6 protein-coding genes are annotated in these 16727 nt (G+C 68.4%); 2 read left to right on the top strand and 4 right to left on the bottom strand.

Going from position 1 to position 16727, the window contains the following annotated elements; all coding sequences use genetic code 11:
- Positions 1–2 precede the first annotated feature (2 nt).
- The 4 genes from NXI30_05805 to NXI30_05790 form a co-directional block, all read right to left on the bottom strand.
- Positions 3–1439, bottom strand: a complete 1437-nt coding sequence (locus NXI30_05805) for a Wzz/FepE/Etk N-terminal domain-containing protein (GenBank protein MCR9093708.1) — start codon at positions 1437–1439, stop codon at positions 3–5.
- Positions 1436–2338 (bottom strand): CpsD/CapB family tyrosine-protein kinase, encoded by a 903-nt coding sequence (locus NXI30_05800; GenBank protein MCR9093707.1) that lies wholly within the window; start codon positions 2336–2338, stop codon positions 1436–1438. Before NXI30_05800 ends, NXI30_05805 begins: the two co-directional genes overlap by 4 nt.
- Positions 2339–2673: 335 nt before the next feature.
- A complete protein-coding gene (locus tag NXI30_05795) occupies positions 2674–9144 on the bottom strand; it encodes an SDR family NAD(P)-dependent oxidoreductase (GenBank protein ID MCR9093706.1) in 6471 nt (2156 codons plus the stop codon).
- Between the two features lie 49 nt (positions 9145–9193).
- Positions 9194–13912 carry an LLM class flavin-dependent oxidoreductase gene (locus NXI30_05790; GenBank protein MCR9093705.1) on the bottom strand — a complete coding sequence of 1573 codons (4719 nt, stop codon included), beginning with the start codon at positions 13910–13912 and terminating at the stop codon, positions 9194–9196.
- Between the two features lie 391 nt (positions 13913–14303).
- On the opposite strand from NXI30_05790, the gene NXI30_05785 reads away from it, so the two are divergent.
- Positions 14304–15287 carry a glycosyltransferase family 2 protein gene (locus NXI30_05785; protein MCR9093704.1) on the top strand — a complete coding sequence of 328 codons (984 nt, stop codon included), beginning with the start codon at positions 14304–14306 and terminating at the stop codon, positions 15285–15287.
- A complete protein-coding gene (locus NXI30_05780) occupies positions 15284–16726 on the top strand; it encodes an oligosaccharide flippase family protein (protein MCR9093703.1) in 1443 nt (480 codons plus the stop codon). The genes NXI30_05785 and NXI30_05780 overlap by 4 nt, the downstream gene beginning before the upstream one ends.
- The last annotated feature ends 1 nt before the right edge of the window (position 16727 follow it).

Here is a 16727-nt window from a genome sequence, read left to right as displayed (position 1 = left end):
GCCTATCCGAGCCGCGAGATCGAGCCGACCACCGGCACCCGATACGACGCCTCGATCTCGCTCGCCGAGACGATGACCGAGTCGACGAGCTCGAGAAGGATCGCGATGGCGACCGAGCCACCGAAGGTCGCGACGATCAGCACGATCACGTAGAGGATGACCTTGGTGTCCGGCTCGTTCGGCGGCACGGCCGAGTCGAGGATCGTCGCGCGTTCGCCCTGCTGGGCGGACTCGACGGCCTGCGCCAGCTTCGCCTGATTCACCTTGCGCAGGAACTCCTGGTGGTCCTCGCGCAGGATCTGCGCGCGCTGCTCCATGCCGGTGAGCTCTTCCTCGCGCACCGGGACGAGGGCCACGCGACGATCGAGCTCCTCGATCTCGGCGATCGTCTCCGACAGCTGTCGGCGGAGCTCGGTGATCGTCAGCCGCGCGGCCGCGGCCGGAAGCGAAACGTCCTCGACTTCGTCGTCCGCGGCCTCGGACCGCTCCGCGATCTGCGCCTCGACGGACGCGATCTGGTTCCGAAGCGACACGAGATTCGGATGATCCGGGGTGTAGAGCGCCAGCTGCTCCTTCTCCCGGTTCTTCAGCGTTCGCAGCAGGGCTTCCGGCGAATCCGGTGCGACGTCGTTCCCGCTCTCGCGCAGGCTCACCAGTCGACTCTCGGCCTCGGCGACCTGCAGCGCGAGCGATTGTCGTTCGCTCTGCATTCGGTCGAGCCGTCCGAGGGCCGTCGCGAGCTCGCTCGGGAGCTCGCCGCGGTGGGCCTGCTTGAACTCGGTGATCGCTCGCTCCTGGCGCAAGAGCTCGACTTCCACGCGCTCGAGCTCGCGCCGCAGGAACTCGGTCGTGAGTCTCGCCTGGCGGCTGCGGAGACGCAGGTGGATGTCCGTGAAGCCCATGGCGAGCTCGTTCGCGACGGCCGCCGCGGTCTGCGGATCCGACCCCGTGAACACGACTTCGAATACGGTGGACGTGCTGTTCGCTCCGATGACCGGAGCGTTCGAGTAGTCCGGCGCGATGCGGATCTTCGAGCGGAGCAGAGCGACCTTCTCGGCGAGGGTGAGCTCCTCTTCCCCGTTCTCCTCGTCGGGTTCGTAGATCCCGAACTTCTCGATCAGCGCGGCCAGCTTGTTGCGAGACAGAAGCTCGCCGACGATCGCACTCACCTTCTCCAGCTGGTCGGTCTCGACCGTGGAAGTGACGAACTGCTCCGAGATCCGCTGGCTCGAGACCATCACGGTGGCGCGGGAGGTGAACGACGGCTCCTGGGTGTAGACGAACGCCGCGCAGCCGGCGAGGCCGAGCACGATCACCGCGAGCATCCACTTCCAGCGTCGCCGCAGGATGCCGGCGGGATCCGTCGCGAATCCCGGCAGCGCGATGACGTCGCCCTGGCCGTCGTCGATGAAGGCTCCGCTTCCGGGATCGCCCGTCATGCCCGCCGAACCTCCTCGATGGCCGCGCGTTCGGTCGCGGACGCGAGCTCGTCGAACCCGTCCGACTCGTCTGCGGCCGTCTCGGCCAGCTCCTCGGGGACTTCCTCGACCGCCGGCTCACGCAGACCGTAGGCGCCGTAGGCGTAGTGATCGGCCGCGCCTCGAGACGGGCTCTCGTTCAGGAAGACGCCGAACATGGTCCCTCCCTTGAGCAGATCCATCATCTCGCGGAAGGCCTTGTGTCGCGTCCGGCCAGAGGCGGCGATCGCGAGCGTGCCGCCCACGTGGGGCATGATCAACGGCACGTCGGGAACCGGGAGAACCGGCGGTCCGTCGCAGACGACGTAGTCGTAGCGACTGTGGAGCTGCTTCATGAGCGAACCGATGAAGCCGCCCAGGAGGCGGTGGGCGTCGGAGACGTAGCTCGTGGTCGGAAGGAACTCGAGGCGCCCCACGTCCGTCGGGACGGCGACCTGATCGACCTCGAGCCCGCCCGAGAGCACCTGCTCGATCCCGACCTTGGCCTGGTAGCCGAGAATGTTGGCGATCCTTCCGCGACGCAGATCGAGGTCGACGAGCGCGATCCGACAGCCCGGGGCGATCGACGCGAGGGCCACCGCGAGATTCAGCGCGACGGTCGTCTTACCCTCTCCGGGAAGCGCGCTCGTGACGAGCACCGAGGGTTCTCGGGCGGCGTCCAGACGGCCGCGCATCCGAACGGCCACGTGACGGAAGCGCACCGCCGTCGATCCGTGCGGGTCGACGGCGCAGATCCGCGCGATCCGGTCCGGCCCCTCTCCGAGCGGAATCGGATGCCGCAGCTCCGGCTTCGGCTGCTCCGGGGTCGGTGCCGCAGGCCGCTCCGGCGGCGGCGCCGGCGGCCGTACCTGCTCGGCCACCGAGGACGACTCCGCGCGAGCCCGGGCGGCGATCAGATCGCGCGCATCGGAGCCAGGAGACGGCTGGGGACTCTGCGCGCGGCGCGGCGATTCCTCACGAGGCGCCTGTTGGCGCTCCTCGTCGGAAGCCCTCGCCAGGGCGTCAGAGATCTCTCCCATACTGCGTTCTCCCCCTGTCGGCCAGCTTACCTCAGCCCCGGAACGAGGCGCTCGTCACCGGCCGCCGCGTGCCTTCTCGGACCGCGGTCTGCCGGGTGAGTACCCGCTCGGACCCGTTTCGTGTCCGAGATTGCCGGGAATCTGCGACTGCCTGCCGTGCCCTTCCGCCCGGGGCGTCAGCAGGACTCGATCAGCTCGCGCAGGCGCGACGCCATGACCCGCACGTTGGGCTCGAGGACCATGCTGTCGTGGTTTCCGGGCATCTCGGAAACCTCGAGCGAGCCGACCCAGGGCGTCCATCCGTTGTCGGGGTAGACCCAGAGCTTCTCCGAGTTGAGCACGCGATCGGGTCCGAGTACGTACGCCCGATCCAGCTTCGGCCGGAAGAGATGCACGTGGCCCGCGTACTGCCGCATCTGGTACCGCGGCAGGGCGGCACGGAAGGCCTGCTCGATTGCGACGTTGTGGAAGACGTCCTCGCCCTGCCCGCCGTTCTCTTCGCTCTCGCCGAACCGGGCTTCCCAGCGCTCTCGCCGCCACTTCAGCTGGTTCCGGGCCCACTCGCCCAGATAGCCGAACCCCTGACGACGCAGCCGCATCATCTGGACGCGCGCTCGGTCCACGGGCGTGAGCGGCGGCAGGACCGGGAGGATCGAATCCAGCATCACGAGGAGCGCGACCTCCTCGCCGGCGGCCTCGAGCTGGTGCGCCATCTCGAACGCGGTGATGCCGCCTCCGGAGAAGCCCCCGATGTAGTACGGACCCTCCGGCTGGACGGTGCGGATCTCCTCGAGGTAGGCGCTCGCCATCTCCTCGAAGGTCTCGTGCGGCTGCTCGTCACCGTAGAGCCCACGCGCCTGCAGGCCGTAGAAGGGGCGATCGGTCCCGACGAGGGCCGCCAGGTGCCGCAGGTTGAGCACGTTGCCGAACATTCCGGCGACGAGGAAGAACGGCGGATTCGGACCTCCGGCTCCCTCGCCCGCGTCCATCGCCACCAGGTGCTTGAAGCGTGTTCGCGGCGCGCGCGCCTCCCCGTCCGCGGCGGCAGTGACGCTCCCGTCGTCGCCCATCGCGTCGCGAATGAGCGCGGCACAACCCTCGATCGTCGGCGCCTCGAAGAGCACCGAGATCGGGAAGTCGACGCGATAGGTCTTCTTGATCTTCGAGAAGAATCGGACCGCGATCAGCGAGTGCCCGCCGAGATCGAAGAAGCTGTCGTGGATGCCCAGCCCCTGGACGCCGAGCATCTCTTCCCAGAGCGAGACGAGCGTCTTCTCGATCTCGTCCCGCGGCTCGGCGTACTCGCTCTCGAGATCCGGCCGCTCGAAGCGAGCGCCGCCGCCGGAGGACTCCGCCGTCACGCGCTCCGCCTGGCGCAGCAGGTACTGGAGGTCGATCGACGAGATCGCGACCTGCGGATCGGCGTGGCCCGCGATCGCACGCAACAGCGCTTCGGTCCCTTCCTCCGGGCCGATTCCGGCCTCGTAGTTTCGCCGCAGCTGGAGCTCCGCCGGCGAGAGGTCGTCGTCCCCGTCGGCGCGCCGGGCGGCCTCGAACTCGATGTCGCTGGTCGCGGGATCGATCCCCTCGCCCAGGTCGACCGGCTCCGGGAGGCGCTTGATCGTGAAGTCTTCGGCCTCGAAGAGCACCCGCCCCGACTCGTCCGCGACGACCACGTCGAAGGAAGCGAACTCGTCGTTCGCGCTCCGAAGCCGGACCCAGCTGCTCACCTGACGTTCGAGCGGCGCGTGCACCACGATTCGGCCGTAGGACACGGGAATCCAGAGCCCATCCGCGGGATCGTACCCGTCGATGAGCTCCATCGCGTAACCCGTCGCGTAGTCGAGCATGGCCGGGTGCACGTGGTATTCGTCGAGGTCCCCCGCGAAGGCCTCCGGAATCTCGATCCGCGCGAGGGCCTCTCCGTCGCCGTACAGAACCTGGCGCAGCACCCGCCAGCGCGGCCCGAAGCGCACGTGCTCTTCCTGGCCGGAAGCGTGCCCGAGCTGATTCACGGTCGACCGGTTCGCGGTACAGCGCGCGTCGATCGAAGGGAGGTCGATGCTGTGCCCCGCGTGGTCGCCCCCGAGCTCCAGGCGCGCCTCTCCGGCGAGGACCCAGGCCACGCGTCCCTCGATCCGGTCTCGCGTCCGGACCTTGAGCTGGTAGCCCGTATCCGTCGGCTTGAGCTGCACGCGCACGTCGCGCACCTCGCCATCCGGCACGTAGAGCGGTCGCAGGAAGTAGAGGTCCTGGATCTCGAAGGGGCCGGTCTCGCCGTATTCGGCGAGCGCCGCACGCGCCAGCTCGGGATAGCCCGCGCCCGGAAAGAGCGCTTCGCCGGCCGCGGTCCGGTGCTCGTCGAGGATCCAATCGCGCTGGGGGGAGTAGCTCTTCAGGAATCCGGTATGTCCATGGGAGTCCACGACCCGGGAGTCGAAGAAGGGATGATCGACCGGCGCGACCTGCGATTCGGTGTCGTCCTGGTCGTTGGAGCCGAACGTACTCGCCGCGAGACCGACCTCGTTCCAGATGCCCCAGTTGATCGCCAGCGTGCGCGTCGGATGGTCCCGGCGACTCTGGGCGAAGGCGTCGAGGAAGGCGTTCGCCGCGACGTAGTCGACCTGTCCCGGCGGCGCGGTGATCGCACTCGTCGAGGAATACAGCACGAAGAGCTCGACGCCGGCCTCCTCGAGCAACCCGTCGAGGACCTGGGTGCCGTGGATCTTGGGGCCGAAGACGCGCTCGATGTCCGCATCGACCTTCAGCTGGATCAGCTCGTCCGCGACCTCGCCCGCGACATGGAAGATGCCGTCGATTCCGCCGAAGCGTCCCTTCGCCTCGCCGACGCACCGACGCATCTCTTCGAGGTTGGTCACGTCCGCGGCGAACGTCATCACCTCCGCGCCGGCGGCTTCCAGGGCCCGGACCCGCCGGATCTTCGTCGCGTTGCGATCGTTCGGAGCCGCGCTCGCGACGATCGCATCCCATTCCTCGGTCGGCGGCAGCGGCGTTCGTCCGACCAGCACGAGGCGGACGCCCTCGACTTCGCGCGCCAGACGATCGGCGAGGGTCGCCCCCAGGCCACCCAGGCCACCGGTCACCAGGTAGGTCCCGCCTGCCCGGAGACCGCTCTCGACCTCGGCACGTCGCTCGGCCAGCGGGCTCGCCTCGAATCGCTGTACGAATCGCTCGCCGCCGCGATGGGCGACGAGTTCGCTCTCGCACGGCGCGAGCAGCTCGGCTTCGAGGGCTTCCGCGACTTCGTCGAGACTCGCCGGCCGCCCCCCGTCGGAGCCACGGCCGCCCAGGAGTCGGGCGCGCCAGGCGCCGCGCCCCGCGTCGGGCAGGTTGACGTCGATGCTCTTGCACGTGACGTCGGGGAATTCGCGCGGGATCACCTTGACCGGACCGAGGACCGTCGCCTTCTCCGGGTAGAGCGGACCGTCGCCATCGAGCACCCGTTGGAGACCGTTCGACACGACGTTGATGTGCACCGCGCCCGGCAGGTTCTCTTCCGCCAGGGCCCGGGCCAGGAAATAGAGGCTGTAGAAGCCGTTCTGGAGGTTCTCGTGGAAGAAGCTCGAGCCGGGGCGGAAACGTTCGGAGTCCGTCGTCAGCCACAGGTGAACGATTCGCGAGGGAGCGCGACCGTGCGCGGCGAGGTCCTTGACCAGCGCCTCGTACCCTTCGCGCCCGAGCTCCGGAGCGAGGGAGTACTCGTTTTCCGAGCGCTTCCGGAAGCTGTCGGCCTCGAAGACGCAGACGACCACGTGGCCGAGGGCCTCGAGTCGCTTGCGGAGGCGGCGCCCGATCCCCGCGTGATCCATGAAGATCAGCCAGGTCTCCGGGGTCTCGGCGCGTCGGGGATCGACGGCGGTGGGCTGCCAGGTCGGGACGTAGCTCCAGTCCGCGATGTCGTCGAGGTGCTCGGGAAGACCTTCGTCGACGGACCCGCTCTCGGCTTCGACGCGGTCGATGAAGTAGCTCTGGTGGTCCCACGCGTAGGTCGGCAGCCGGACCTTTCGGCGCGTCTGGCCCTCGTAGAGCGCCTCGAGCTCGACGTCGAGGCCCGAGGCCCACAACCGACCGCGGTTCACCAGCAGGAAGTCGCGATCATCGATGGTGTCGGCGCGGTGACGCAGCGACGCGAGGATGTTGGCGGTCGACGCGCGCGGCTGCTGACGCGCGAAGGAGCCGAGCGTCTGACCGGGACCGACCTCCACGAGGACGCGGCCGGGGGTCTCGAGAATCGTGTCCAGACTCTGCGAGAGCAGGACCGTGTGCCGGAGGTGGCCGACCCAGTAGTCCGGATCCGTCGCCTCTTCGTCCGTAAGGATCTTTCCCGTCCGATTGGAGACGATCGGAATCTTCGGCGGCTGCAGGTCGAGCTTCTCGATGAAGCGACGGAACTCGTCGAGGATCGGTTCGAAGAGGCGCGAGTGTCCGGCCCGCGCGACCGGCACCCGCTGATAGTCGATCTCCGCATCCCCGAGTCGCTTCTCGAGCGCCTCCACCGCAGCCTCGGCGCCGGAAGCGACGCAGAGCCCGGGGGCGTTCACGAGGGCCAGATCGCACTCGTCTCCGAGATGCGCGGAGATCTCGTCGGCGGGCAAGGTGACCGCCACCATCGCGCCCGCCGGCGTTTCGTCCGTCAGGCGCCCGCGAAGGATCATCCAGTCGAGACAGGCTTCGTACGACACGACGCCCGCCACGCAGGAGGCGACGTTCTCGCCGAGGCTCTGTCCGATCAGCATGGACGGCTCGACGCCCTTCGAGCGCCAGAGCTGCACGATCGCGTACTCGATGATGAAGATCGCCGGCAGCTGGCGCGGCGTCTCCATCAGCAGCGACTCGGACTTCTCGACGTCGGCCGCGTCGGGGTAGACGAGCGAGCGGAGATCGAAGCCGGTGCGCTCCTCGTAGAGATCGAAGCCCCGGTCGGCATGCTCGCGGAAGACCGGCTCGTTCTCGTAGAGATCCCGGCCCATGTTCGGGTACTGACTGCCGGCCCCCGTGAACATGAACACGATCGAGGGTCGCATCTCCGGGACCTGATGCGTGAAGACGCGCCGCGGATCGAGCTCCTCGAGCAGCTCGATCGCCTGCGCACGGTCGCGCGCCACGAGGACACGCCGCCGCTCGAGCTCCTCACGGGTCTGCTGGAGACTGAAGGCCACGTCGGCCAGCGGCACGTCCGGGTTCGCCTCGAGATAGGAGGCCAACCTTCCACAGGCGCCATCGAGCGCCTTGTTGCTGCGCGCCGACAGCTGGAGGAGAACCGAGCCGTCGGAATCGCTCGCCGACGGTGAGGCCGCCGGGGCCTCCTCGATCACGACGTGCGCATTGGTGCCGCCGACGCCCAGCGAATTCACCGCCGCGCGCCGAGGCGCGCCGTCGGTCGAATGCCAGTCGGTCAGGGTCTCGTTCACGAGGAACGGTGTATTCCCGAAGCCGATCTCCGGATTCGGGCTCTCGTAGCCCAGAGAGGGCGGGATCTGCCGGTTCCGCACCGACAGGGCGGCCTTGATCAACCCCACGACCCCGGCGGCGGTGTCCAGGTGCCCGATGTTCGTCTTGACGGAGCCGATCCGACAGAACTGGTTCTCGGTCGCGCCCTCGCTCTCCGAACCCCGGAAGGCCTGCGTGAGGGCCGAGATCTCGATCGGATCCCCCATGTAGGTGCCCGTGCCGTGGCACTCGATCATTCCGATGGTCGCCGGATCGACCTCGCCGACGGTGTAGGCCTCCGTCATGGCGGCGGCCTGGCCGTCGACGCTGGGCGCCAGGTATCCGACCTTCTGGCCGCCGTCGTTGTTGACGGCCGACCCCTTGATCACGGCGTAGACGTCGTCCCCGTCCTCGAGCGCGTCCTCGAGCCGACGCAGGGCCACGACGCCGCCCCCGCTCGTGAGGATGGTGCCCGCCGCGCGATGGTCGAAGGCGTGGCAGTGGCCGTCCGGCGACAGGACCTCACCATCCTTGAAGATGTAGCCGGCCTCGGTCGGAAACTGGATCGTCACGCCGCCGGCAAGCGCCAGATCGCACTCTCCCGACAGCAGGCTCTGGGCCGCGAGGTGCGTCGCCACGAGGGACGTCGAGCAGGCCGTCTGCACGTTCACGCTCGGCCCCTTGAGGTCGAGCACGTACGAGACGCGCGTGGCCAGGAAATCCTTGTCGTTCCCGGTGTGCCGCAGCAGGAAGAGGCCGACGGAGTCGACCAGGTCGCGATTGCTGCAGACGTTGAAGTAGAAGTAGCTGCCCATGCCGCAGCCACCGTAGAGTCCGATCTGGCCGTCGAAGCGCTTGGGCGTGTGGCCCGCGTCCTCGAGCGCTTCCCAGCAGAGCTCCATGAAGTGACGGTGCTGCGGGTCGAGAATCGCCGCTTCCTTGGGGCTGAAGCCGAAGAATTCCCGATCGAAGAGCTTCACGTCGGAGAGCGCGCCACCACGACGCACATAGGCGGGGTTTCGGAGCGCCGCCGGCGATTCTCCGGAGGCCAGGATCGTCTCCTCGTCGTAGTCGACGATCGACTCGACGCCGTTCCGGAGATTGTCCCAGAACGCCGCGGGCGTGTTCGCGCCGGGCACGCGCAGCGCCATGCCCACGATCGCGATGTCGTTCTCGCCCGGTCCCTCTTCGCTCATCGAAACCCTCTCTTCGCTCTCCGCTTCGGAAGCCCCGCACCCGGTCGGATCAGCTTCGACTTCCGCGACGACGTCTCCGCCCGAGCGCCTGCTTCCGCTTCTCGGCCCGCGCCTGGCTGGCCGCCACGGCCTCGCCACCGTCGCCCCCCTTGGACACGTGCTCGGCGAGCCCCGCGATCGTCGGGAATCGATACAGATCGGTCAGCGTGACCTCCATCGGACAGACTTCCCGCAGCTTCCGATGGGCCTGAACGACCAGCAGCGAATGCCCACCCAGATCGAAGAAGTTGTCGTGGGTGCCCACCTGCTCGAGATAGAGGACTTCGCGCCAGACTTCCGCGATCTGTCCTTCCAGGTCGTTGGCCGGCGCCACGTACTCGGCCTGCGACTTCTTCGCGACCTCGTGCGGGGCGGGCAGACGCTTCCGGTCCACCTTTCCGTTCGGCGTCTGCGGGAAGGCGTCCAGGAAGAGCACGTTCGACGGAACCATGAACTCCGGCAGCGAGACCCGCAGCTGGTCCTTGAGGGTCGATTCTTCCGGCGCCGCGTCCTCGGCGACGACGTAGCCGACGAGTCGCACGTCCCCCGGCGTATCCTCCCGGGCGATGACGACGCCCTCGCGAACCCCGTCGAGACCCGCCAGGCGTGCCTCGATCTCGCCGAGCTCGATCCGGTAGCCACGGATCTTCACCTGGTGGTCCAGGCGTCCCAGGAAGTCGATCCGCCCGTCGGGCATCCACCGCGCGAGATCGCCGGTGCGATACATGCGCGCGCCCGGGCGATCCTCGAAGGGATCGTCGACGAATCGATCCGAGGTCAGATCCGGTCGATCGTGGTAGCCGCGAACGACGCCTTCGCCGCCGATCCACAGCTCGCCGGCCACGCCGACGGGCAGCGGCTCGCGTCCGCCGTCGAGCACGTAGAGTCGCGTGTTCGCGATCGGACGACCGATGGAAATCGAATCGGGCCGTCCGCTCACCGGCTCCGTCGACGACCAGATGGTCGTCTCCGTCGGGCCATACATGTTCGTCACGGTTCCGCACGCGACACCGTCGAGCTCCGCCGCCAGCGAGACCGGGAAGGCCTCACCGCCGATCATCAGGTGCGGAATCCGACCCAGCGCGGCGCGGGTGTCCGGGTTGGTGAGGAGCATGGTCGCGTGCGAGGGCGTGCACTGGAGATGGGTCACGCCGTGCCGCTCGACCTGTGCGGCGAAGCCGTGGTCGACCGAAGGCGTGGCGGGCGTCGCCTCGACGACCGGCGCTTCGTTCACCCGCGCGCGCACGTCGGCGAGCGCGTCCAGCGAGCCCAGCACGACGTCCGTATCGACGCCGTAGTCGATCAGACAGGCGATCTCGTCGATGTCCGCATCCTTGCAGCGCTGGAGCATGGCCTCACAGGCTTCGGGCGTCCCGAAGAGCCCACTCGTCTCGTAGTAGCGCTCGAAGGCGAACTCGAGAATCGCGTCGGTCTCCTCGTCGCTGAGGGAGTTGAGATCGACGTCCTCGGGCGTGGAGTCGGGACCGCCGGGACGCTCGAAGGCCGGGAAGCTCCAGGCGAAGTCCACGACGAGCGCCATCGCACTCGCCAGGTAGTTCTTCATGGGCTCGCGCACGATCCGACGCACCTCGGCGTCGTCCTCGCCCACGAACGTGTGGAGCATGCACGTGACGTTCAACGTCGACGGATCGTGTCCCGCGTCGGCCGCCGCCTTCCGGTAGACCCTGACCATCTCGGCCAGCTCGTCGAGGGACTGTCCGAGCAGGTGCGTGAGCACGTTCACGCCCGCCGCCCCCGCCTGGGCGAAGGTCTCGGGGTTGCCGGCCGTCGTGATCCACGTCGGCAGCTCGGATTGCACCGGCCGCGGCAGCGTCTTCGTCGCGACCTGATCACCGTGGGGATTCACGAAGTCGACGGATTCCCCGCGCCAGAGTCGTCGGACGATCTCGGCGTTCTCGAACATCGACTTCTTGGCGTCGGCGTACGCCTCGGGTCGGATCACGAAGTCGTTGGGCTGCCAACCCGAAGCGAAGGAGATCCCCACGCGGCCGTCGGAGATGTTGTCGACGACCGCCCAGTCCTCGGCGACGCGGACGGGGTGATGCAGCGGCAGCACGCAGCTGCTGGCCCGGATCTGGATCCGCTCCGTGACCGCGGCGATCGCAGCGCTGGTGACGGCGGGATTCGGGAACGGCGCCCCGAAGTCCCCGAAGTGCCGCTCCGGCGTATGCACCGCGCAGAAGCCGTGCTCGTCGCCGAACTTCGCGGCCTCGAGCATCAGCTCGTACTTCTTCGAGCCGCTCCCGACGTCGTTGCCCCAGAGCGCGAGCCCGAGATCGATCGGCCGCCAGTTGGCGGGATCGACGCCGGCGGCCCCGCCCTTGCGCTCCCGATCGGCATAGACGACGACTTCGAATCCGCGAGTCAGCGTCCAGAGGAGCTCGAGCACGGAGATGTCGAAGGAGAGGCTGGTCACGGCCAGCCACGTGCCCGGCGGATCGTGCGGGACCCGATCGTCCATGCCGACGAAGAAGTTGACGGCGTTGCGGTGCTCGACCATCACGCCCTTCGGCTTGCCGGTCGAGCCCGACGTGTAGATCACGTAGGCCAGATCTTCGGGGCGGCACTCCGTGTCCGGGCGGGCGACCGGGTGCGCGGCGATGGTTGCCGCGTCGCGGTCGAGGTGGACCACGTTCGCCTCGCAGGCCGGAAGCGCGGGCGACGCAGCGGCGTGGGTGAGCACGACCGAGGCGCGGGAATCCTCGATCATGTACGCGATGCGATCCTCCGGGTACTCCGGATCGAGGGGGACGTAGGCGCCGCCCGCCTTCAGGACGCCGAGGACACCGACGAGCATGTCGATCGATCGGGCCAGATGGAGACCGACCAGCGCGTCGCGACCGATGCCGAGCTGCGACAGATGATTCGCGAGGCGCCCTGCCCGCTCGTCCAGCTCGCGATAGCTGAGGGTCTCCCCTTCGAAGACCAGGGCGGGTGCATCGGGCTGGTGCGCGACCCGGTCCTCGAAGAGCGACCGGACCGTCGCGCCGCGATCGAAATCGACGACGGTGTCGTTCCAACCGTCGAGCACCTTCGCGCGTTCCTCGGGCGCCAGGAGCGGGAGTCCCGAAACGGGAAGATCCGCTTGGTGGAGGGCCCCCAGAAGAAGCTGCAGCTGCGCGATCAGTCGCTCGGCATCTTCGGCCGCGAGGCTCTGCGGATCGAACGCCATCGACGCCGATGAAGCGTCGGGCGCCACGAAGAGGGCCAGGTCGGCGCCCGGCGGAAGCGGCGTGGAGGCGGGATCGGCGTGGAGACCGACCGCGACGGACGTCCATTGCCCCGTCGACAGCAGCGGGTGGGCGGCCAGCGCAGGGTCGCGCGCGATCGCGTCGACCAGGAAGGTCCCGCGCTCGCGCACCCGCCCGAGGGCGCTCCCGAACTCGGCCAGGGCTTCGCCCACGGCTCGCTCGGGGTCCACTTCCACGCGAAGCGGAACGAAGGGCGAGAACACTTCTCCGGTTCCGGCCAGCCCGGACACGAGCGCGTCCTCGCTCCAGGTCACGTCGAAACGGTCCGTCCCCTGGAGACGAGCGAGATGGAAGGCGAATCCGGCGAGGATCGATTCGGCGCGCTGCTCGGCGGGAACGTCCGGCAGGAGCCCCGCTGTCTCCAGCCCGAGACGGCCGGCGGCGGAGGTTCCGTCGACCGCTCCATCGGCGCGGCGGAAGGGGGCTTCGACCGGATCGAGCTGGGCCAGCCGTCGGACCCAGAAGCGCTCCGCAGGCGTGAAGGTCTCGTTGCGCGCGCCGACGGCTTCGCGATCGACGGCGTCGACCGAACCCACGAGGTCTCCGACGGAGAGCCCGAGCTGCGCCGCGGCCTCGGTGCCGGTCCATTCCGCCCCTCGCGGACCGGCGAGTCCGGAGAGCGCCACCGCATCTTCGCCGCAGCGCACGACCCAGCCGCTCTCGTCGATCTCGAGGAGCGTCCCGGCCGGGGCATCCGAATCCGTAGCCACCCGACGGGCGCCGCGCACGAGCGCGACACGCCCGCCGTGGGTCAGCTTGCCGACCGCGAAGGGGTTCTCGTACCGCGCGCCGAAATCCATCGCGCGCACCCAGGCCGAGATCGCCTGCGCGCTCGCCTGCCAGTCGACCAGACCCGCCGCAGCGGGACGCGTGTGGCGCGCGAAGTAGCTGCGCTGATCGAGGTCCTGGTCCCGGGGCGAGAGCCGATCCGTCTCGAGCTGCCCCACCAGCTCACCGAAGCCCTCGATGGCGGCGGCATAACAGCTCGTATTGAGGCTCAGCGACGTCTCGTCGTCCGAGATGGGAAAGAGGCGCTGGACGAGGATCCGACCCTCGTCGACGCCACCGGTCATCTCGTGGAAGGTGACCCCGTACTCGGTCTCGCCGTTGAGAATGGCCCACGCGGGCGTGTACATCCCTGCGTAGCGAGGCAGCGGACCATCATGGAAGTTGATCGCCCCTCGACGCGCCCGGTCGATCACCGCGTCCGGAATGATCGACAGGTTCGTGATGCTGAAGAAGTAGTCGAACTCGACGCCGTCGAGCTGATCGGCGAGCTCCTTGCCGCCCGCGCAGACTTCGAGCCCGGCCCCCTGCGCCCAGTCGAGGATGGCAGCGTCCCGCGAAACGACGCGTTGAATTCCCCACCCCCTCTCGGAGAGAATCTCCCCGCATTGGATCAGCAGCGACTCGGAGCCGGCGAGCACGCAGGTGAGCTGGGGGGCGGTGGCAGACATGGATGGATCCCTCAGGCCAGGACGTTCGAATCGGCCGCTTCCCGGATTCGATGGATTCAGGGCATATCGAGCGGCTCTAGGCGTTCCTTGAGCCACTACCCTTCGGGGCCGAAGCGGTGCCGCTAGGGGAGTGACCGCCGAAACCCAAAAAGGGTTGAAGTCCTTTGCGAACGGTAGGGCAATCCCGCGTGACTGCGTGTCGATTGCCGGCGAAACTCCGCCCGAATTCGTGTTCCTCTGGGGATTGGCCCTATCGCTAGCCCCCTTCCGAGTCGATGTGGACACCATTCTCTGGGGTCGTGGCGTTCGGAGGTGGCTCTCCGTTCATGCCTGCGACCGACCTGCAATGAACTCCGGCCGGACCGGAGTCCGTCGGACATGGGGACACGCGTTGAAGCTGCTCGCGGTCACGGTCAACTACAAGACGCCGGAGATGACCCTGCGCGCGGTCGAAACCCTCCTCGGAGAGCTCGGGGCGTATCCGGACGCCCGCGTCGCGATCGTCGACAACGACTCGGGCGACGGGTCCCTCGAGATCCTCGAGCGAGGTGTCGCGGAGGCGGACTGGGGCGATCGCGTCGAGGTGCTCGCCTCGCCGTGGAACGGTGGCTTCGCCTGGGGCAACAACTTCGCCATCGGCCCCGCCCTCGAGCGCCCGGATCCGCCGGACTACGTCTACCTGCTGAATTCCGATGCCTTCCCCGATCCCGGCTCGGTCGATCGGCTCGTCACCTTTCTCGACCAGAATCCCGACTACGGGATCGCGGGCAGCTACATCCACGGCGTCGAGGGCGACACCCACCGGACCGCCTTCCGTTTCCATTCGATCGCGAGCGAGTTCGAGATGACCCTCGGCGTGGGTTTCGTGTCGAAGCTCCTCGCGCACAAGATCGTCTCACCGGAGCTCCCGACCGAGACCGCCCCCGTCGATTGGCTCGCCGGCGCGAGCATGCTCGTGCGGCGTGAAGTCTTCGACGCGATCGGCCTCCTCGATCACGGCTATTTCCTCTACTACGAGGAAACGGATTTCTGCCTCCGCGCCGCCCGTGCGGGCTGGCCGACGGCGTACGTGCCCGAGAGTTCGGTGACGCACATCGGATCGGTCTCGACCGGCTTCCAGGACCTGTCCCGTCGCACGCCGCCCTACTGGTACGCGTCGCGCCGCCGCTACTTCCTGAAGAACCACGGGCGCGCGACGCTCTGGATCGCCAACTCGGTCTACATCCTCGGTGGCCTGATTCGCCGGATCCGATTCGCCCTGTCGGGCCGCGAGAGCCACGAGCCCCGCTACCACATGCGGGACTTCCTCCGCTTCAACCTCCGCCTCGGGGCGGCCCCGGACGTGCATCCGCCGCGACCGGAGGGCCTTTCGTGACGGAGAAGGCCACGGGCCTGCGCGCGCGCGCCGGCCAGGGAGCACTGATCAGCCTGGTCGGGCAAGGCGGCGCGCAGGTGTTACGCCTGATCGGCAACCTGGTCCTGGCGCGCATGCTCTTCCCGGAAGCCTTCGGGTTGATGGCGATCGTGTACCTGATCGTCTTCGCCCTCGAGCAGTTCTCCAACATCGGGATCCCGGCTGCCATCATGCGCTTCGAGCGCGGCGATCAACCCGAGTTCATGAACACGGCCTTCACGATCCAGGTCGTGCGCGGCTTCCTGCTCTGGGGCCTGGGCCTCGCCGTCACCCCGCTGGTCGCGGACTTCTACGGCCAGCCCCAGCTGCTCACGATCATGCCCGTCGCGACCTTCGCCGCAGTCTTGATGGGCGTGCAATCGACCAAGTTCCTCGTCCTCACCCGCCGCCTCCAATTGGGGCGTCGCGTCGCGATCGAGATGCTCGGTCGCGTCACGTCGATCGTGGTCATGATCGCGATGGCCTGGGTCGAGCCCAGCGTCTGGGCGCTCGTGATCGGCGGCCTCGTCAACCAGCTGGTGATCACGATCCTGAGTCACGTGTGGATCCCGGGTCCGATCGATCGTTTCCAGTGGGAGAAGGAGTCGGTCGACGACATCTTCTCGCTCGGCAAGTGGGTCTTCGCCTCGAGCGGACTCTCCTTCGTGCTGGCGCAGATCGACATCGCCCTGCTCGGCCGACTCGTCCCGGCGGCGGTCCTCGGCGTCTACAGCATGGGCATCATCATCCCGTCCCTCCTGCGCGACGTCGCCTATACCGTGCTCAGCTCGGTGGTCGCCCCCGTGGTGGCCGAGTCGAATCGAGATGGACCCGAGACGCTCCGCAATCGGTACCGCTCCCTTCGCCGCGTCACGCTCCCGGCCGCGTTGACGATGGGGCTCGGCGCGCTGATCGTGGCGCCGGCCTTCTTCGACTTCCTCTACGACGAGCGCTACCAGGACGCGCAGTGGATCGCCCAGCTCGCCCTGATCCGATTCTGGTTCGCGTTCCTGCAGGTCCACGCCTGCATCAGCCTCCTGTCGCTCGGCGACGGGAGGAGCTGGGCCCTCTCGAATCTGTTCGGCCTGGCGGGCACGACCGTGGGCTGCCTGGTCGGGTTCGAGATCGACGGACTCCGGGGCCTGCTGATCGGCATGGGCATCGGCAGCATGGCCGCGTTCGTCCAGCCCGCGATCCGACTCGCGCGCATCGGCGTCGCGAGCCCTCTGCCCGAGCTCGGCTACACCGCCCTCGGCGCGCTGCTGGCGGGCGTGACCTGGGCCGCGATCGAGGCGAGCGGCGACTGGCTTCCGCTGCCGGATTCGCTTCGCGTCCTCGTCGTCGGCGGGCTCGTGCTCGCGCCCTACGGCCTCTGGGCTGCGTTCCGGCTCCTGCGGGAGTTCCGGTTCAGGTCGGGCTGAC

Source organism: bacterium (genome assembly GCA_024742285.1).
In the GTDB taxonomy this organism is placed as follows: Bacteria; Myxococcota_A; UBA9160; order UBA9160; family UBA4427; genus UBA4427.
The sequence above is the reverse complement of the archived record's forward strand: the minus strand, read 5'-3'. Positions and strand labels throughout refer to the sequence as shown.